This is a genomic window from Paenibacillus piscarius (assembly GCF_022234545.1).
Classification (GTDB): Bacteria; Bacillota; Bacilli; order Paenibacillales; family Paenibacillaceae; genus Paenibacillus_AQ; species Paenibacillus_AQ piscarius.
Window position 1 is genome coordinate 37,193 of sequence record NZ_JAIEUI010000012.1, and the last position, 20,007, is coordinate 57,199.

The 20,007-nt window shown below is 53.9% G+C and carries 16 protein-coding genes; 13 read left to right on the plus strand and 3 right to left on the minus strand.

Going from position 1 to position 20,007, the window contains the following annotated elements; translation table 11 throughout:
* A complete protein-coding gene (locus K1558_RS18920) occupies positions 1-651 on the minus strand; it encodes a copper amine oxidase N-terminal domain-containing protein (protein WP_238653344.1) in 651 nt (216 codons plus the stop codon).
* 212 nt (positions 652-863) lie between these two features.
* On the opposite strand from K1558_RS18920, the gene K1558_RS18925 reads away from it, so the two are divergent.
* The 11 genes from K1558_RS18925 (at position 864) to K1558_RS18975 (ending at position 15,428) form a co-directional block, all read left to right on the plus strand.
* Complete coding sequence (locus tag K1558_RS18925) at positions 864-2,519, plus strand: S1C family serine protease (RefSeq protein WP_238653214.1); 1,656 nt, start codon at positions 864-866, stop codon at positions 2,517-2,519.
* Positions 2,520-2,662: 143 nt separating this feature from the next.
* Positions 2,663-3,349 carry a response regulator transcription factor gene (locus K1558_RS18930; RefSeq protein WP_238653215.1) on the plus strand — a complete coding sequence of 229 codons (687 nt, stop codon included), beginning with the start codon at positions 2,663-2,665 and terminating at the stop codon, positions 3,347-3,349.
* 1 nt (position 3,350) lies between these two features.
* The gene (locus tag K1558_RS18935) at positions 3,351-4,802 is read left to right on the plus strand and encodes a sensor histidine kinase (RefSeq protein WP_238653216.1); all 1,452 of its coding nucleotides are present in this window, start codon (positions 3,351-3,353) and stop codon (positions 4,800-4,802) included.
* A 58-nt stretch (positions 4,803-4,860) separates the two neighbouring features.
* Complete coding sequence (locus K1558_RS18940; RefSeq protein ID WP_238653345.1) at positions 4,861-5,814, plus strand: 4-hydroxy-3-methylbut-2-enyl diphosphate reductase; 954 nt, start codon at positions 4,861-4,863, stop codon at positions 5,812-5,814.
* 194 nt (positions 5,815-6,008) lie between these two features.
* On the plus strand, positions 6,009-7,055 hold the full coding sequence (gene aroF / locus K1558_RS18945) for a 3-deoxy-7-phosphoheptulonate synthase (protein WP_238653217.1): 1,047 nt from the start codon (positions 6,009-6,011) through the stop codon (positions 7,053-7,055).
* 284 nt (positions 7,056-7,339) lie between these two features.
* The gene (gene glnA / locus K1558_RS18950; RefSeq protein WP_238653218.1) at positions 7,340-8,764 is read left to right on the plus strand and encodes a type I glutamate--ammonia ligase; all 1,425 of its coding nucleotides are present in this window, start codon (positions 7,340-7,342) and stop codon (positions 8,762-8,764) included.
* Between the two features lie 630 nt (positions 8,765-9,394).
* Positions 9,395-12,151 (plus strand): GH36-type glycosyl hydrolase domain-containing protein, encoded by a 2,757-nt coding sequence (locus tag K1558_RS18955; RefSeq protein ID WP_238653219.1) that lies wholly within the window; start codon positions 9,395-9,397, stop codon positions 12,149-12,151.
* A gap of 202 nt (positions 12,152-12,353) precedes the next feature.
* Positions 12,354-13,238 (plus strand): hypothetical protein, encoded by an 885-nt coding sequence (locus K1558_RS18960; RefSeq protein ID WP_238653220.1) that lies wholly within the window; start codon positions 12,354-12,356, stop codon positions 13,236-13,238.
* A gap of 106 nt (positions 13,239-13,344) precedes the next feature.
* Positions 13,345-14,436, plus strand: coding sequence for a 3-phosphoserine/phosphohydroxythreonine transaminase (serC, locus tag K1558_RS18965; protein ID WP_238653346.1), 1,092 nt, complete (start codon positions 13,345-13,347; stop codon positions 14,434-14,436).
* 147 nt (positions 14,437-14,583) lie between these two features.
* On the plus strand, positions 14,584-15,048 hold the full coding sequence (gene trmL, locus K1558_RS18970; protein ID WP_238653221.1) for a tRNA (uridine(34)/cytosine(34)/5-carboxymethylaminomethyluridine(34)-2'-O)-methyltransferase TrmL: 465 nt from the start codon (positions 14,584-14,586) through the stop codon (positions 15,046-15,048).
* A 125-nt stretch (positions 15,049-15,173) separates the two neighbouring features.
* The gene (locus K1558_RS18975; protein ID WP_238653222.1) at positions 15,174-15,428 is read left to right on the plus strand and encodes an AbrB/MazE/SpoVT family DNA-binding domain-containing protein; all 255 of its coding nucleotides are present in this window, start codon (positions 15,174-15,176) and stop codon (positions 15,426-15,428) included.
* A gap of 483 nt (positions 15,429-15,911) precedes the next feature.
* On the opposite strand, the gene K1558_RS18980 is transcribed toward K1558_RS18975, so the two are convergent.
* The gene (locus tag K1558_RS18980) at positions 15,912-16,979 is read right to left on the minus strand and encodes a phosphodiester glycosidase family protein (protein WP_238653223.1); all 1,068 of its coding nucleotides are present in this window, start codon (positions 16,977-16,979) and stop codon (positions 15,912-15,914) included.
* Positions 16,976-17,383, minus strand: a complete 408-nt coding sequence (locus tag K1558_RS18985) for a hypothetical protein (RefSeq protein ID WP_238653224.1) — start codon at positions 17,381-17,383, stop codon at positions 16,976-16,978. The genes K1558_RS18980 and K1558_RS18985 overlap by 4 nt, the downstream gene beginning before the upstream one ends.
* Before the next feature lie 370 nt (positions 17,384-17,753).
* Between K1558_RS18985 and K1558_RS18990 the strand changes: the two genes are divergently transcribed.
* Both K1558_RS18990 and K1558_RS18995 read left to right on the plus strand, forming a co-directional pair.
* Positions 17,754-18,410, plus strand: a complete 657-nt coding sequence (locus tag K1558_RS18990; RefSeq protein WP_238653225.1) for a response regulator transcription factor — start codon at positions 17,754-17,756, stop codon at positions 18,408-18,410.
* A 68-nt stretch (positions 18,411-18,478) separates the two neighbouring features.
* Entirely contained in the window at positions 18,479-19,696 is a 1,218-nt protein-coding gene (locus K1558_RS18995; protein ID WP_238653226.1) for an aminotransferase-like domain-containing protein, read from the plus strand.
* The last annotated feature ends 311 nt before the right edge of the window (positions 19,697-20,007 follow it).

The following is a 20,007-nucleotide window of genomic DNA, read 5'->3' on the forward strand; positions in this document are numbered from 1 at the left end:
TTAAGGGCAAGGCTGCCATTCAAGGCTGCCGCCGTAGATCGGATGGTAACGCCATACAGAGCAGAGCTGCTGATTATCCTTGCCGTTACCCGGCTTTTTGTTGTCCGGTTTGGGCGTACTCTTCGGCTGGTTTTTCGCGGCTTCTTGTTTGGCCTTCTCCAGATACTGGTTGAAATTATCCAGCAGCTGTTGTTTGGTTAGACCTGTCTGCTCCAGATAGGCAGAATCATACGTGTGCACTGCATTCATATAGGGGTTCCACAGCACCACCGCGTTGCTTGCTTCACCGATGAAGCGGAGGGGCACCAGCGTGTTGCCGCTGATGATGGCAGCGGGTTCTGCCAGCTGCACGGATTTTCCGTTAATCACAGCCTGTTTACTGCCCACCTTAAGCGAGAATTCAAGTCCGGACTTTGTGCCATGCACCGTTTGAGCCGCCTGATCCCAGCGTAAGGAGATACCGAGTGCCTCGAATACTGGCCGCATCGGCACCAGCGTAGTGCCGTTCTTCGCATAAGGCGGCGTATTAAGCTGTAGTTGTTTATCATTATGAATGACGACAATCTGCGGGCTGCCCTGGGCCAGCGCGGTTGTTTGATTCAGGGGAATGAGCAACAGAATAAAGGCAAGTGTGGCTGCTAGTGCTCTCACCAGCTTCAATCTTCATCAACTCCTTTTCTTCATTTGTACCCCCCTCCTCCGGCTGTGAACCCCAAAATTACCCATTGATTCTTTTGCCTATGCTGATCTTTTATCTCCGCTTAAATTGTTTTTAAGGTGAACTTAAGGTTTAAAGTCCAATATAAGAACAGGAAAACAAATAACACTTTGCCAGGCACGGCAAGGCGCGGGAGGAAAGAAACATGGACGATAACAAAAACAGCTTCAATCCAGAAAACAACAACAATCGTGATCATGAACCGGGACCGGATCGTGAATGGGACAATAACAATAATAACAGCACTAATTCTTCTGAAGGCGGCTCGTACTACTACTCCTATGGGCCTTTCAAATCCCTGAATAATGAGGAGAGCGGCGGCAGTGATCCTCAGCACTATAACCGCCGGGAGCCTGAACGGGTGGAGGTTACTCCTCCCCAGCCGGTGAGATCTCTGCCTTACAGCACTTCGCTCCGTACGGGCGGGAGTGACGGGAACGGCGGGCGCGGCGGCAATGACGGCGGGAGCTCCTGGCAGTATAACCGCAAGCCGAAGAAGCCGGTGAAGGCGATGCTGATTTCTTTTCTCGCCGGAATGGTGGTTCTATCAGGCTCAATGTGGATGGCCGACCGGGGGAACTGGTTCACTGGCGGCGAAGCGGCCACGGTGGCAGCTACGAATCCGGCAGGGAAGACCGCCAGCGGCGATGCCAAAATTACACCGTCCAACTCCACGGCCGCACTGGTCACCGGATCTGGAGATGTATCCAGCGTAGTCGACAGCGTGGGACCGGCAGTCGTTAAGATTGAGACGCTGGTGAAGACGAATAATTCCCGGAACAGAAGCAGCAGCCCGAATATGAATGATCCGTTCTACCAGTTCTTCTTCGGTGACCAGTTCGGCGGCGGCTCCTCCGGCTCGAATAATTCGGAATCGCAGCCGGGCACGAATGGCTCGAATAATTCCAATTCATCGCAGCTGACACCTTATGGTATCGGTACAGGCTTCATCTATAACTCGGACGGTTATATTCTGACCAACCAGCACGTGGTGGATGGCGCTGATGTTATCCAGGTTACTGTAGACGGCAACTCCAAGCCTTATGAAGCGAAGCTGCTGGGCTCCAGCAAGGATCTGGATTTGGCAGTACTGAAGATTGAAGGATCGGACTTCCCGTCCGTAGCCCTTGGCGATTCTGACAGCATTAAGGTCGGATCTGAGGTTGTAGCCATCGGGAACCCGCAGGGCTTCGACCATACGGTGACCACCGGGGTGCTTAGCGCCAGAGGCCGCAGCATCGATATTGCGGAAGAAGACGGCAGTGGTACAAAAACCTATAAAAACCTGCTCCAGACCGACGCTTCCATTAATCCGGGGAACTCGGGTGGACCGCTGCTAAATATGAACGGCCAGGTTATCGGGATGAACGTTGCGGTGAGCAGAGATGCCCAGGGGATCGGCTTTGCGATTCCGGTGAATACAATCAAAGGCGTAGTGGATAAGCTGGAAGCGAATCAGGAAATTCCTAAAGAGCCGGTTCCATTCATCGGGGCAACTCTGATGACCATTACCGATGAAGTGGCTAAGCAGATGGGGACAGACATCAAAGAAGGCTCTGTCGTGGCCGAGATTGTCTTCAAATCCCCTGCGTATGTGGCAGACCTTCGCCCTTACGATATCATTACAGGCATCGACGGCAAGAACTATGCAACCAACCAGGATCTGATTACCTACATCCAGACGCTTAAGGTTGGCGATAAAGTAACCCTGAATGTCGTCCGCGACGGCAAGAAGCTGGATCTGCCGGTAACGATCGGCAACAAGAATGATTTCGAGAATGCGCAGACTCAGAAGCAATAAGCACACCCTGGCGGTGAGCGCTGGAGCGGAAGGGGCAACCCTTCCGTTCTGTGCTGTCCGGGGACTGAAGCGTAAGCGGATGCGGAGAGACGGATGCATCTGCTACAATAGAGATATATGACTTGGACAATGGGGGCTGCCGGATGCGACCGAATATATTAATTATTGATGACGATGAGAAAATAATCTCGATGCTGCGCCGCGGGCTGGCTTTTGAAGGCTATGATGTTAAAACAGCGGCTAACGGAGCAGATGGACTGCGTGCTGTACTGAACAGTGATCCCGATGTGGTCATTCTGGATGTTATGATGCCCCAGGTGGACGGGTTCGAGGTCTGCCGCCGTCTGCGGGAGGGCGGGAGCAGTGTGCCGATCCTGATGCTGACCGCCAAGGATGAGATTGAACACCGCGTTAAGGGACTGGACCTCGGTGCAGACGACTACCTGGTGAAGCCCTTCGCTCTGGAAGAGCTGCTGGCCCGGGTCCGGGCGCTGCTCCGCCGCAAGAGTGAGCAGGGGGGAGCCTCCGAACAGGCCATCTCCTATGAAGACATTACGCTCGATGTGGACTCCCGGGAAGTGACCCGCGCAGGCAAGCGTCTGGAGCTGACTGCGAAGGAGTTCGAGCTGCTGCATCTGTTCATGCAGAATCCGAAGCGGGTGCTCTCCCGTGATCTGATCATGGATAAGATCTGGGGCTATGATTACAGCGGGGAGTCCAATGTGCTCGAGGTATACATCGCCATGCTGCGGCAGAAGACCGAGGAGCATGGCGGCAAACGGTTGATTCAGACGATCCGGGGAGCCGGTTACATCCTAAGAGGTGACTAATATGTCCATACGACTGCGGCTCACTGCCTGGTATTCAGGGATTCTTGCCGTTATGCTGCTGGTCTTGTCGGCCGTAATCTACGGCTTTGTCTATATTAATACGTACGGCGATTTGAAGAACCGGCTCCAGAATCTGTCGCAACAGGTTGAATTGAAGGCGGGCCTGACTCAGGACGGAACCCTTCAGCCGATGCTTGGTGGACCGGCGGGTCAGAGCCTGTTTGCCCAAATGTACATCTATGATCTGGATCGGCTGATTCCAAGCCAGAATATGACTGAAATTAAACTGAAATTCCAGGTTCCCGCCAAGGAGGACCTGCATAGGCAGGAGGGATTCCTGCAAGCTAGGTATGGCGGCAACCCCTTCCTGATTTATCAGCGGGCGGTTGATGTAACACTCAACAACAGTCTGCCTGCGCCTGCTGTTCTTCAGGTCGCTGTCTATACGGGTGAACAGGTGACGCTGCTTAACCGGCTGAAGAATATTCTGCTGGCCGGTTCCTTCGCTACTCTGGTCGCGGCCTTCACCTTCGGCCTGTTCCTGGCCCGCAAGGCGATGAGCCCAATCGGCATGGTCATTGAGGCGGCGAACGGGATTCAGACGGGTACGGACCTTAGCTCCAGAATTGAATATGACGGGCCGCAGGATGAGATCGGGCGGCTGATTGCAACCGTCAACAGTATGCTCGGGCGGATGGAGGGCTTCTATACGGGGCTGGAGGAGGCCTATGCCACCCAGCGCCGCTTCGTCTCCGATGCTTCGCATGAGCTGCGGACACCGCTTACAACGATCCGCGGGAATATTGACCTGCTGCAGAAGGTCTGGGAGATGGAGCCGGATGACAGCCGGATGACCGAGGCGGAAATCCGCCAGCTTTCGATTGAATCGGTGAAGGATATTGCTGATGAGTCCAAGCGGATGAGCCGCCTGGTGGCGGATATGCTGTCCCTGGCCCGGGCCGATACCGGCCGGACCTTCGACATCGAGCCGGTAGCGCTGGAGCCGATGATGAATGAGGTGGCCCGCCGGGCGTCCTTCCTGCCGCGGGAGGCCGAATGGTCCGTTGGCGACCTGAGCCATCTGAACGGCAAGTACATTCTCGGCAACAAGGATTATCTGCAGCAGATGATGTTCATCTTCATTGATAACGCCTTCAAGTACACGCCGGAGGGCGAGGTTACGCTGGATGCGGTCTTTTATCAGAATCAGGTGGGGATACGCATTGCCGATACCGGGATCGGGATGGACAAGGACGAGGTGCCGCATATCTTCGACCGATTCTACCGTGCGGATGAATCGAGGGGAATTACGGAGGGCATCGGCCTTGGACTGTCCATTGCCAAGTGGATCATCGAGGAGCATGGCGGCTCTGTTGAGGTGGTCACCCGGCAGGGGGAAGGCACGACCTTTGTGATCTGGCTGCCGCTTCTCTTTGCCCCGCCGCTGGAATAGGGTATAATTGAGGGGCTTCTATTACAGCAGTCATTGACAGCAGAAAGCGGTGAATTCATTGGAAGTCCTCAAAATCTCTCCCCGGGGCTATTGCTATGGTGTAGTTGATGCGATGGTGATGGCTCGGCAGGCTGCGCAGAATCTGGATCTGCCCCGGCCGATTTATATATTGGGCATGATTGTGCACAACAGCCATGTCACGAATTCCTTCGAGGATGACGGAATCATTACGCTGGACGGGCATAACCGTCTGGATATTCTTGAACAAGTAGACAAGGGAACGGTGATCTTCACTGCGCACGGCGTATCGCCCGAGGTCCGCAAGCTGGCCCGCGCCAAAGGGCTGACTACGGTGGACGCAACCTGCCCGGATGTAACGAAGACGCATGACCTCATCAAGGAGAAGGTCGATGAGGGTTATGAGGTTATTTATATCGGCAAGAAGGGTCACCCCGAGCCGGAAGGCGCAGTCGGGATCGCTCCTGAGCATGTCCACCTGATCGAGAAGGAGGAGGAGATTGCCGGTCTTAGCGTGCCTTCTTCCCGCATTGTTATTACGAACCAGACGACGATGAGCCAGTGGGATATCAAGCATATCATGCGTAAGCTGCTGGAGACCTTCCCCGGCGCTGAGGTCCATAATGAGATCTGTATGGCGACCCAGGTCCGGCAGGAGGCGGTTGCCGAGCAGGCGGGCCAGTGTGACTTGGTGATTGTCGTGGGCGACCCGCGCAGCAATAACTCCAACCGCCTGGCCCAGGTGTCGGAGGAGATTGCCGGCGTGCCGGCCCACCGTATCGCCGATGTGTCTGAACTGAACATTGAGTGGCTTAAGGGGGTTGCCAAGGTAGGTGTCACCTCAGGTGCTTCCACGCCTACTCCGATCACCAAGGAAGTCATCAATTACCTGGAGCAGTATGATGAAGCCGATCCGGCAACCTGGGAGATCAAGCGCACCGTCAATATGGCGAAGCTGCTCCCGCCGGTGAAGCGGGCAACAACGAACTCATAGTCGTGATAAGTGACAGTGCAGTCCTTGGGGCTGCACTGTTGTTTTATGTTAAGGGGATTGTTATGGGCGAATAATGGTTGACTGAAACGGGATTTTGCGGTAAAATCACTTTAGTGCTTAAAAGCGTACACGCGTCGTAGCGCGATAGTATCGGATGATGAAATTCAATACGGGTCCAAAAGGGGAGCTATCATATGATCGTTATTACATCAAATCAGACACCGCAGGAACAGGTAGATGATATCATTGCCGTCATTGAGAAGGAAGGACTGCAGGTTCATCTCTCCAGAGGGGCGGACCACACGGTCATTGGACTGGTAGGGGGCGTTACGCCCAAGCTGGCTGAGCATCTGCGCCAGATGAAAGGCGTCGAGAATGTGGTGAAGATTACCAAGTCCTACAAGCTCGCCAGCCGTGACTTCCATCCTGAGGATACCATTATCGATATCCGCGGGGTGAAGATCGGCGGGGAGAATCTGGTCGTGATGGGCGGTCCGTGTGCGGTGGAGTCGCCGGAGCAGATCGATGAGATTGCCCGCCTGGTTAAGGCGTCCGGCGGCCAGGTGCTGCGCGGGGGAGCCTTCAAGCCGCGTACCGGACCTTACAGCTTCCAGGGAGTAGGTGTAGAAGGGCTTACTATGATGGCTGAAGCCGGCAAACGCCATGGCCTTCTAACCATTACTGAAGTTATGACGCCGGAATATGTGGATATCTGTGCCGAGCACGCGGATATTCTGCAGGTAGGTACACGCAACATGCAGAACTTCGATCTGCTGCGCAAGCTGGGCACCTGCGGGCGGCCTGTGCTGCTCAAGCGCGGCTTCAGTGCGACTTACGATGAGCTGCTGAATGCAGCAGAGTACATTCTCGCCGGGGGCAACCGCGATGTGATGCTGTGTGAGCGGGGCATTCGTACTTTTGAGACCTACACGCGTAATACGCTGGATCTGTCTGCAATCCCAGTGCTGCAGAATCTCAGCCACCTGCCGGTGATCTCTGACCCGAGCCACGGCACCGGACGCCGTGAGCTGGTTGCTCCAATGGCCAAGGCATCGGTTGCGGCAGGCGCTAATGGTCTGATTATTGAGATGCACACGGACCCGGATAACTCAATGACTGGTGACGGTGTGCAATCTCTCTTCCCTGAACAATTCGACGTTCTGCTGCGGGAGCTGGAGAAGCTGGCGCCGCTGGTCGGCCGCAAGTTCTCCGAGCCGTTGGAAGCAGCGCCAGCATTGTAATTAATAGATATGTCTATAGCTTGAGGAGCAGCTCTCTTCGTCCGTATTCTGCGGAGGAAGAGAGCTGTTTGTGCTGGGATTTGGACAAATTGACATGGAGTGCAGCAGTTTTTTTGATTTTTCACCAAAGCGTCAGAATATCTTACATTGTTGCAAGAAATACCTGACATAAGCATTGACGATGTTAGGTATGCGATTTATAATGACGACAGCAAAAAAATAAAAAACAAGAACATTTGATACGAAGAGCGGCCTAATGTTCGGAACTTGGGGAGGAATTAAGCATGTCGGTTGAAAAAGTGTTGCAGACGATCAAGGAAAACAATATCGAGTGGGTGGATTTCCGGTTTGTAGATCTGGGTGGACGTGCTCACCATATCTCACTGCCAGCATCCGCAGTTGAAGAAGAAACATTTGTAAATGGAGTAGCATTTGATGGTTCTTCCATTACAGGTTTCCGGGGGATTGAAGAATCGGATATGGTAATGATGCCTGATCCAAGCACTACTTACATCGATCCTTTCACAGCTCACCCTACGCTGAACATTATGTGTGACATCTTCACGCCAGACGGCGAACGTTATGAGCGCGACCCGCGAGGTATCGCAGTGAAGGCAGAAGAATTCCTGCAGGCGAGCGGTGTAGGTACGGCAGCATTCTTCGCACCTGAGTCCGAGTTCTTCATCTTCGACGATGTGCGTTACGAGAGCGGAATGAACACTTCCTCCTTCTTCGTGGATTCCGAGGAAGCGGCATGGAACACAGGCCGCAAGGAAGAAGGCGGCAACATGGCCTTCAAAGTGGGCGTTAAAGGCGGATACGTGCCAGTAGCTCCGGTAGACTCCCAGCAGGATATCCGCAGTGAAATGTGCCGTCTGCTTACCGAAGCGGGCCTTGAGATCGAACGCCACCACCATGAAGTGGCTACTGCAGGCCAGGCGGAAATCAACTTCCGTTTCGACACCCTGAAGAAAACAGCCGATAACCTCCTCACTTACAAATACATTGTGCAGAACACTGCACGCCAATACGGCAAGGTAGCCACCTTCATGCCAAAACCGCTGTTCGGTGATAACGGAAGCGGGATGCACGTTCACCAGTCGATTTTCAATGGTGATTCTCCTCTGTTCTACGAAAAAGGCGCTTATGCTAACCTGAGTGAAATGGCCCTGAACTACATCGGCGGTATCCTGTACCATGCACCTGCACTGATCGCGTTGACTAACCCAAGCACCAACTCGTTCAAACGTCTGGTTCCTGGTTATGAAGCACCGGTCAACCTGGTCTACTCCAAAGGTAACCGTTCCGCAGCCGTTCGTATCCCGGTAGCTGCTGTGACACCTAAGGGCTGTCGCATCGAATTCCGTACACCGGACTCCACTGCTAACCCATACCTGGCCTTCTCCGCGATGCTGATGGCCGGCCTGGACGGAATCAAGAAGAAGATCAACCCGGAAGAAATGGGCTACGGTCCGCTGGACAAGAACATCTACGAATTGTCCGACGCTGACAAGGAGAAGATCCGCAGCGTTCCAGGCTCACTGAACGAAGCACTGGATGCTCTGGAAGCCGACTACGAATTCCTGACTGAAGGCGGCGTATTCACCAAGGACTTCATCGATAACTACATCTCTCTGAAGCGTTCCGAAGCCCAGGCCGTTGCGATCCGTGTTCATCCGCATGAATACTCCCTGTACTTCGATGTATAAGATTAGCTAATCTGAATATAGCTTGATGAAGAAACCCCTGGAATCTTTGGATTCCGGGGGTTTTTGCGTCATACTGAAAAGGATAAATCCCTTTGAATCAGCGGGACGTTGGCACGAGCGGGAGATGTAAGGGAGAAATCCCTTTGATTTGGGCAGAAGTGGGCTAGAAAACGAAATGAAGGGGAGAAATCCCATAGATTCATTGAAAAGTTGGCTGGAAGCTAAAATGAAGTGGATTAATCCCTCTGAGGCGTACAGAAGTTAGCTGGAAGGTGGAATGAGAGGGATAAATCAGACGGATGCAATGAGGAGCACTAGTGCACCTGAATTCCCCCAAAGTCTTTCCCTTAGGTTGAAGTGGGAAAGCCTGTTTTAACGTGGTTAAAATAGTAGGATATTGTCTTTTCGGAAAAGTTTCGTTGAATCAATGCTAATAATTCAATAATGTTACATTTATACGTGGAATTCTGTGTTTTGGAGCATGAACTTCGGCTGGATTCTCCCATTAATAGTCGCAAAAAACGCTTTACAAAGGGATATAAGGATGTGATAATGAAACCGAAACCGATTTCGGAAAGCGGTATCGGGAAATGTGATCGAGAAGAGATCTGCTGACAGGGAACAGAGAGGATGAGTGTATTGAAAGAACAAACGAACAGGTCACAAGCCGGCTGGAGCTTTACCGGGAATAACGGGGATTTCAGGCTGGAGCAGCCGGACCGGAGCAGTTATTTATATTTTCCGCTGGTGAATGAAGGGGGCATGATGTCCTCGATCAGCCCTAAGCTGCATGGGCAGGTGACTTCTGGTCATAATACGTTTCTTACGCCGCCGGTCTCGGTAGAGGATCTGCATAACTCCCGGGCCTCGCGCAATTTCTGGGTCTACATTGAAGGTAAAGGCGCTTGGTCAGCGGCGGGCAACTCCGCGCGGCAGAATGCAGCGTTCTATAGTGAAGCCGCAGATGAAGTGGTGCTGGAAGCAGGACTCTTGTGGCATAAAGTGACGCGTGAGAGCAAAGAGCTGGGGCTGCGGGCAGAGATCACCAGCTTCGTGCCGTGCGGCACGGACAAGGTGGAGCTGATGAAGGTTACGCTCACGAACACCGGCCCGGCCCCGCTCAAACTGTCCGCTACTGCAGCGATTCCGCTGTATGCACGTTCGGCGGATGATCTGCGCGACCACCGGCATGTGACATCGCTGCTGAACCGCATCTATACCTCCGCTTATGGCGTTGAAGTGCAGCCTGCCTTGTCCTTCGATGAACGGGGACACCGGGTGAACCATACCTCTTACGGAGTGTTCGGTGCGGCGGAAGGCGGGGAAGCGCCAGCCGGGTTCTTCCCTGTGCAGGAGGATTTCATCGGGGAAGGCGGAAGTCTGGACTGGCCGGAGGCAGTCGTGAATAATCTGACACCGGAGCCCGGTGCAGACGGCGGATTACATAGGGAAGGATACGAGGCGCTTGGCGGCCTGCGCTTTGCGGAGATTACATTGTCTCCGGGCCAGAGCTATTCTTATGTCATAGCGATGGCGATTGCCAGTGACCGGATTGATGTGCCGGCGCTGATAGCGAAGGCTTTATCGGCGGCTGCTTTTGACGCGCTGCTGGAAGAGAACAAGAGCTTCTGGGCTGATAAAATCAATACCGTGGAATTCCACACCGGCGATCACGCTGCTGATGAATGGATGAAGTGGGTGACGCTGCAGCCGGTGCTGCGCAGACTCTACGGCAACTCCTTCCTGCCTTACCACGATTACGGCAGAGGCGGACGCGGCTGGCGCGATCTCTGGCAGGACTGCCTGGCGCTGCTCATTATGGAGCCTGCGGATGTCCGCAGCCTGCTCCTGAATAACTATGCCGGCGTCCGGATCGACGGCAGCAATGCGACGATTATCGGGCAGCAGCCCGGCGAGTTCATTGCCGACCGCAACAATATTCCCCGGGTCTGGATGGACCATGGTGCGTGGCCGTTCCTGACGACCATGCTGTACCTGGACCAGAGCGGCGATCTGGACTTCCTGCTGCAGGAGCAGACGTATTTCCGCGATACCTTCATGAACCGCTGCAAGGAGCGCGATACCTCCGGGGAGCCGGGCGCAGGCAGCAGCCTGCGGACGGCGGCTGGCGAAGTCTATACCGGAACAATTCTGGAGCATATTCTGCTGCAGAATCTGGTGCCGTTCTTCAATGTGGGTGAACACAATAACATTCTGCTGGAGGGTGCGGACTGGAACGATGGCCTGGATATGGCCGCCCAGCGCGGTGAGAGTGTGACCTTCACGGCCTTCTACGCCAGCAACCTGCTGGATCTCTCGGGTCTGCTCCTGACTCTGAAGGAGCGTACCGGCAGTGACACACTGGAGCTGGCCGAAGAAATGGTGCTGCTGCTTGATACGCTGAACGAATCTGTAGACTATGAATCCGTTACAGCCAAGCACGAGCTGCTGAACCGCTTCTATGCGGCTGCCCCGAATAAGGTAAGCGGGGAAAGAGCTGTATTGAAGCTGGAGGAGGTAGCCCGCGACCTGGCCCGCAAGGCGGACTGGATCTTCAGCCACCTGCGGACGAATGAATGGGTGGAGAGTGCACATGGCGACGGCTGGTTCAACGGCTATTATAATAATGACGGAGAACGTGTTGAAGGAGAGCGGGCTGATGGCACCCGGATGACGCTGACCGGCCAGGTCTTCCCGCTGTTGGGCCATGCTGCCGCGCCTGAGCAGATTCCGGCAATCATCTCTGCGGTGGAGCGGAATCTGTTCGATGAGAAGATCGGCTACCGCCTGAACAGCAACTTCGGCGGCATTCAGCAGAATCTGGGGCGCGCGTTCGGCTTCGCCTTCGGCCATAAGGAGAACGGGGCAATGTTCAGCCATATGACCGTCATGTACGGCAATGCCCTCTATAAACGCGGTTATGTCCAGGAAGGCCGCAAGGTGCTGGATTCCTTGTACCGTCTGAGCGCGGACTTTGAGGTCAGCCGGATGTATCCGGGCATCCCGGAATACATCAGCGAAGAAGGCAGAGGCATGTACACGTATCTGACCGGCTCGGCCAGCTGGCTGCTGCTGACGATGGTTACTGAAGTGTTCGGCGTCAAAGGCAAGCTCGGCGATCTGCTGCTGCAGCCGAAGCTGGTGAAGGAGCAGTTTGATGCGCAGAAGAGCGCCTCGATCAAAACACTCTTCGCCGGACGTGAGCTGAAAGTCGTCTATACGGCCTCTGGAAGCACGGAATATGGAGAGTACCAAATACACTCCGCAAAGCTTAACGGGTCTGAGGTAACGCTTCAGCGCGTCTCAGAGGGTGCTGTTGTGTCCCGAGACCTGCTGACGGCTCTGTCCGAAGGAGAAGTTCATCTGTTAGAGGTGGAGCTGGCGTAAGCTGCGTGCTGGCCCCGCCATAAGTTAACGCCTGTCCCGCGAGTTTGCAGGGGGCAGGCGTTTTTAGCTAAAATTAGCGAAAAATGCCCCGCTATACAGCTGAGATGGATATAATTGTACAGAGCGCAGTTGCTGCGCGCGTTTGGCGAGATTATTTTCGCACACCGAAAATTTAGCTTGGACCGGAAAGGATGGACATGAAATGGCGCGTATTCTCTCAAACGGGCAGCTGACCGTAGAGATTGCTGATGTGGGTGCATATGGAGGCACCCGGTTTGACTGGAGCGGATTTATTACCGGAGTGACTCTGGAGCAGGGAGGGCATACCTTTTGTGTTCCAGAGAGTCTGATTCCCGGACAAGGGACAGGGGGCAGCGGACTCTGCAACGAGTTTGGCATTTCCCGGGCAATTGGCTATGACGATGCTGCTCCAGGAGAATGGTTCCCCAAATTCGGAGTGGGGCTGCTGCAGAAGCAGAAGGATGAACCGTACTCGTTCGTCGGAGAGTATCCGCTGATTCCCTTTCCTGTCAATGAGGAATGGACTACAGATTCTGTTACATATACGGTGGAGCCGCTGGAATGCCGGGGCTACAGCATGAAGCTGGTTAAGACGCTGAAGCTGGACGGGAACAGGCTGGACATTTATTACCATGTGGAAAATGTCGGGACAGAGCCGCTCCGTCTGGAAGAGTATATCCACAATTTTGTCGGAATTGATCAGGCTGATGTAGGACCGGATTATGAGCTGAAGCTGCCGGGAAGTCCCCGGATAACCTCGCCCGAATCCTCTTTCACAGAGAACCTCCTCAAGATTGAGGGGAACGCTCTGACCTGGACAGGAGAAACTAACCGCCAGTTCTACTGCAAGCTGGAAGGCTGGGAGCAGGCCGAGGCGGATTATTACTGGGAGCTGGTTCATAAGTCCAGCGGAGCCGGTATGCGGGAGAGCGGAGATTTCACCGCAGAGCGGATCGCATTGTGGGGAGACAAGCATGTGATTTCTCCCGAGGTTTTTATTGACATCACCATTTTACCGCGTCACAGCAAGGGTTGGCGCCGCAGCTATCAATTTTTCACCTGCTGAACGCGCCCTAGCTTACCTCATATGTGAATAATTATACTTGCTGGTGTTTAACGTTATCTGCTATCATAGCGATATCCATATTCATAGGAGAGAAAGGGTGGGAGCTATTTTGAGCAAGAGAGCATACAATTTTAATGCCGGTCCGGCAGCGTTGCCGCTGGAAGTATTGGAACGCGCACAGGCAGAGTTTGTTGAATTCCGGGAGAGCGGAATGTCGATTATGGAGATGTCGCACCGCGGGGCGATATACGAGTCTGTGCATAATGAAGCTCAGGAACGCTTGCTTTCGCTCCTCGGCAATCCGCAGGGCTACAAGGTATTGTTCATCCAGGGCGGTGCAAGCACCCAGTTCGCCATGGTGCCGATGAACCTGATCGGTGCAGGCCAGGTGGGCAGCTATGTGATGACAGGAAGCTGGGCCGAGAAGGCCTTGAAGGAAGCCAAGCTGACCGGGGGCGGACATGTAGCTGCAACCTCAGAGGATAAGAAGTTCCTGGCGATTCCTGAGCTTGGCAGCATCAAGCCTGCGGACAATGCCGCTTATCTGCACATCACCTCTAACGAGACCATCGAGGGAACACAGTATGCCGAATACCCGGATACCGGCGAGCTTCCGCTGATTGCCGATATGTCTAGCGATATTCTGAGCCGCTCCTTCGATACAAGCAAGTTCGGCCTGATCTACGCGGGCGCGCAGAAGAATCTCGGACCTTCAGGTGTCACGGTAGTGATCGCCAAGGAGGAGCTGATCTCCAGTTCCCCGGCGACAATTCCGACGATTCTGCGGTACGATACACACCTTAAGAATAACTCTCTCTACAATACGCCGCCATCCTTCTCTGTATATATGGTCAACGAAGTGTTAAAATGGGTTGAGGAACAGGGCGGACTTGCCGGTATCGAAGCCAAGAACCGTGACAAGGCAGGTCTCTTATACGAAACTATTGACAGCAGTGACGGCTTCTACCGCGGAGTTGCGGAGCAAGGCAGCCGCTCCATTATGAATGTAACGTTCCGGATGCAGTCGGAGGAGCTGGAGAAGCAGTTCATCAAGGCTTCTGAAGCAGAAGGCTTCGTCGGCCTCAAGGGCCACCGCAGTGTAGGGGGCTTACGAGCTTCGATCTACAACGCAGTGCCTCATGAGAGCGTGAAGGCGCTCGCTGACTTCATGAAGCATTTCCGGCAGACACAAGGGTAATCTAAGAACGTTCCTGACCTTCCGCCTGGCAGCGGAAGGTTTCTTCATGCCCGCACCCTGGGAGAATACCCTTCGTCTGCTCCCGGAAGCAGCCCCCGGAATTCATCAATGGGCCAAGTGCGCCCTAAGAGAGGAGTCAACCGTATTATGGCATTACACATCGTGCTGGTGGAACCGGAGATTCCGGCGAACACCGGCAACATCGCCCGCACTTGTGCGGCTACGGGAACTCACCTGCATCTTGTGCATCCGCTGGGCTTCCGCACAGACGATGCGACACTGAAGCGTGCCGGGCTCGATTATTGGCATGCGGTGCATATTGAGTATCACAATTCGTTCAGTGAGGTGCTGGAGAAATATCAGGAAGGCCGGTTCTTCTATGCCACCACCAAGGCCAAGAAGCGGTACACTGACTTCCAGTTCCGCGATGGCGATTTCTTCGTGTTCGGCAAAGAAACCAAGGGATTGCCTGCAGAAATTCTGGAAGCCGGACAAGAAACGGCTATGCGGATGCCGATGGGCCAGGCGGTACGATCGCTGAATCTGTCCAATTCTGCAGCGATTGTGGTCTATGAAGCACTGCGTCAACTGGATTTCCCAGAACTTTTCTAAAAGTTGACATCATTTTTTATTTTTTTCAGCAGGATTCGACATAAAAGTAACGAAATAGTTGAATAGTGCCGAAATAAGTAGTAAGACTACTAATCATAAGTTGAACAGGAGAGTGTAAGTTAGATATGAAACCTGCCGGCGTTGTACGTAAAGTAGATCAGCTGGGTAGAATTGTTCTGCCTAAGTCTCTGCGTAAAAGGTATCAAATGAATGAAGGCGATCCCGTAGAAATTCTTGTTCAGGGCGACCATATTATTCTGGAGCGTTACCGCCCGAAATGTGTCTTTTGCGGGTCGATGGATGGTGTAACCGAATACAAGGACCGTTATATTTGCGCAAGCTGCCTTTCAGAAATGACGCAACTGCCAAGACACGCGTAAGAGCAGACCGCATCGTTATCTACATAGGGACAGTGCCAGAGCGGCTTCCTGTAACAGGGATGCTGCTTGGACAATGCTCAGTACATCATGAACACCGCACAAGCGGAAACAGAGCCTTCCTTATTATAGGACGGCTCCGTTTCAGTGCGAAATATAAGGATAAGTTATCGTGTGGAACATATAAATTCTTATATTTCACAAAAAGAGCGCCGCACATCAGTGCGGTGCTCCTTTTTGCTGTAGGCTCATAGCCTCAGTGCTAAGGGTGCTGCTTACAGCCCTTTGGTCTTATCATCGTTGTAGGAGGATGTAAGGATGCCGGCAAGAAACAGGACAAATACCAGGGTCACGATCCAAAATGTCAGGGAGAACGACATGCAGGGCACCTCCGTCATGTACTATATTCATTACACTGAGTATACCTTGTTCTCCCGCAAAAATAAACGGAAATGTGATATTTGGCATTGACGGCTTCGCTGAGGATTACTTGAAGAACAGGAAGCTCGTCGGGACCCGGCGCAGATTGCCGTCAGAGGGTCTGTTGATGACCTTGCCTCTGAAGATGAGGGAGGACGAGCCGCCGCCATCCAGATTATAGGCATCAATCACACCCAGATTGTACAGCTTGTCCTGCAGCTCGGCTAACGTAGCGCCGGAATTGCCGTTCTCATTGTAGCCGTCAGCGACCAGAACCAGCAGCTGGTTATCCTTGTAGTTGCCGATCACGGTCCGCGGCGCCCGCTTTGGAGCGAGCTGCCATTTCTGCGGAATGACCATCTTGCTCTGGTTCTTCAGCAGCACGGGGACAAAGGTCGCGCCGAATGCCGGCTCCAGCTGATCCAGTTGTGCACGGCTGGTGAATTTCCCTCCGATCAGCTGGCCGGACTTGTTCAGGCCGACGAAGCTGAGATCCTTGTAGCTCGGCTCGAAGCCGTACAGGTATTGGCCGCCGACGATGGTTGTCGAGAGCGGATAGCGCTTGCCGTTCTGGTCGGCAAACCCTCCGGCGTTGATGCCGGCTACGGCACCGTAACGGTTCACTGCCTGCAGCGTGGTCTCGGAGGCGCCGGTGCCGTCACCGGCCAGGCTCATTTTCATAGCGGATGTATCCTTGAGTCTGATCTTCAGGGCGTAAGCTGTATAGTTACCGGGATTCAGCCGGTATAATTCGATAGTTATACGGTCAGTGCTGATCACATCGGCAGGAATGCCAAGCCGGGAAGAGATCCGCCGGTTATAAATCCGCTCCGGACGGGAGGCCTGTGCGGCCGCTGTGCTGACCAGTGCATTCATCGCGTTCGTGGTCTGCTTGTACAGCTGGGCGCTGGCGCCGATCGAGTCAATGGTGTAGGCTGCTTTGCTTTTGGCTGCGGCCAGCTCCTGCTTTAGTTGCTCAGTCTCCTCCACCGGACCGGGAACCGCGGCGAATGATGCGGTATCCAGCGTCAGCTGAAGCGGCGGCTGATACAGCCACAGACAGAGCAGCAGTCCGAACAAGGGAGCGGTCAGGAGCATGAAGAACCGGTTCACTCTTTTGACAGGCGTCATCATTTCAGCAGGTCCATCTCTTTCTTGAGCGTATCCAGCTGCTTCTTGACCTCGCTTAATTGCGTGTACAGCTTGTTGCTGTTATCCGTCTTGTTGCTGGCATTATCCTTGGTGAAGGTCAGAAGCTCGTTGAAGGTCTGGACAGTGCTCTGAAGCTCCTTCACCTGTTCGGACAGGACGGCAATTCTGGATTCGTAATCGGTCTTCAAAACGGCAAGCTGCTGCTGGCTTTGAGATCCAAGCTCGTTCAGCACCTGATCCCTCAGATGATTGGTGTAGCTGTACACGGCATAAACGCCGGCTGCGATCATCAAAATCCAGAACAGTAAAAACCATTTTACGGAAGAACCGCGTCTCTCTGTGGTCCGCCGAGAGTGTGCCCGGGTCGATTCCGCTAGCGGTTGCATTTCATCACCTCATGCCATATTTTTTCAAGATAAAGAATTTACATGTTTCGGGGTCCCCGCAAAGTATCTGAGTAAACATCGAAGCCAAGGCCTCACTTTGTGGGGGGATTTTTCAAGTCCCCATTCTATCAGAATTTTGGTATTTTCGCAAAAGTGAAAGAGCCGCGGCAGAAACGACAAAAAGTAATTGCATCCGGTTAATCTACTGCGATACAATTTCTATAGATTGGAATATCTGAGGGACGTATTCAAGGTAAAAGAAGGAAGATTGGATTTGACAGCATAGATCCTTGCTTGCGTGTTGACAGGAAACGCTAATAGCGCTCTCCATTCTGGTAAATTATATAGATAGCAGGAGGTCTTGGCAGTAATGACGAAGGTCTGGCGGGTGGTTATTGTGGGGTGTCATCCCACAAGCATGTTAGGAACCAAACTTATACTTGAGGATGAGGAGGAGCTTGAGGTAGACGGAATGTACGCCACCTGGGGAGAATGTCTGCCGGTGGTCGAGGAATTGAAGCCGGATCTGGTGCTGAGTGATTATCAGATGCCCGAAGGAACGGTGGAGCAGGTGCTGCCGGAGCTCAAAAAAGGCTCGCCCCGCTCCCATATCATTATTATGACGGAGGAGAATGACAAGGATATTTTTCAGCCGCTGATAGAGCTTGGAGCCAGCGGGGTATTGTCGAAGGGGGCCACCCCGGGGCAGCTGCTGCAGATGATTAACGGAATCCGGGAAGGCTTCCTCTCCATTCCGCTGGAATGGATCGAGAAGGGCTTCCGGCCGGTCACCTCCTCCAGAGGGCTGGAGGGCATGATGCAGCTGACACAGACGGAGATGTTCATTATGGAACGCATTGTGCAAGGAATTACATACGATAAAATTGCCTTAGAAATTCAAGTAAGCCGCCGCTCGATCGATAACTATCTCCGCAAAATCTATGTGAAGCTGGATGTCTCGACCCGGGCGCAGGCGATTGAGAAATTTGCGCTGTTCTCCAGGCAGAACAAGCCAATCTACGCATAATCCCAGCATTACGACATAATAGAGTCAGGACCGGAATATTCTTAAACCAGATAAAAGGGGGGAAGCGTATGAAGTATGAGTTCTCTTCGCGCGCACATACATTGTTATCTTCACCGTTGCTGAGCATCCGCAAGCAGACACGGAAGGGTACGCTGATCTCGCTGGCGGAGGAGCTTCCGGCGGAGGAATTGTTCCCGCTGCCGCTGCTGTCTGAAGCGGCATCTACCGTCATCTCGGCGGATGCGGGCGCTCTCCAGTACGGGGAGCCTGAAGGATATGGCCCGCTGCGGGAATGGCTGACCGGGGATTGGCTGAAGAACAAAGGGGTTGCTGTGGCCGAGGGCGGGGTGCTGCTGACGACAGGAAGCCAGCAGGCCATCGATCTGCTCTCCCGGGTGTATATTGATCCCGGGGATCATGTGCTGGTGGAGAACCCGACCTCGCCGGGGATTCTGCAGGCGCTGCGGATGCAGGGGGCTGTGATTATTCCGGTGCAGGGCGATAAGGAAGGGCTGCTGCCGGACCATCTGCGCAGCATGATCCGGCAGTACCGGCCGAAGATGCTGTTCGCCGCGCCCAGCTTCACTAACCCGAGCGGCGTGCTATGGAGCCTGACCCGGCGGCAGGAGATTCTGCAGCTGTGCATTTCACACAATGTATTAATCGTTGAAGACGATTCATACGGGGACCTGCACTTCAGCCGCTACGATGAGCATCCTTCCGTGAAATATCCTACTCTATATGCCATGGAGAATGCCAGTGAAGGCGGACATGTGTTATATATCGGCTCCTTCAGCAAAACGGTCGCGCCGGCGCTGCGGACGGGCTGGGCGGCGGGAAGCCGCGAGCTGATCGGAATGATGGCGGCGGCCAAGCAAATGGCGGACTGGCAGTCCAGCTCGCTGAACCAGCGTCTGCTGCATCATCTGCTGAGCGTCTCGGCCTTCGATCTGCGCGAGCATATCGCTCTGCTTAACCGCGAGTACAATACCCGCCTGAAGCTGATGGCGGAGCTGCTGAAGCGGCCGGCCTGGAAGAGCAGCGTCTACGATATGCCGGCAGGCGGCATGTTCCTCTGGGTATCGCTGCCGGAGGGCCTGGACGCTATGGCCCTGTTGCGGGCCTCCCTGGCGAAGGGGGTGGCCTTCCTGCCCGGCCCGCTCTGCTCGGTGAGCGGCGGAACCGGCCGCATCCGGCTCAACTTCAGCCATCCCGGCCGCGATGAGCTGCTGCTCGGGATGAATCTGATGAGTGAAGCGGTGAGTGAATTCACGGCCCGCAGCTAAGAAATCATTGAGCTTAATGATTGATAGGAAGATTATATATGAGAGACTGCTTCGCCTTGAGAGCGGACAGTCTTTTTTGTCATGTCATAGAGGACAATATAAACCCCGGTGCCGGTGTGGCGGCAAGTGGGCGGAATGTAATCGAAAAACCGATTACATTGGGCGTGGCGGAGGCAGGTTGGCGGAATGTAATCGAAAAACCGATTACATTGGGCATGGCGGAGACAGGTTGGCGGGATGTAATCGAAAAACCGATTACATTGGGCGTGGCGGAGACAGGTTGGCGGGATGTAATCGGAAAACCGATTACA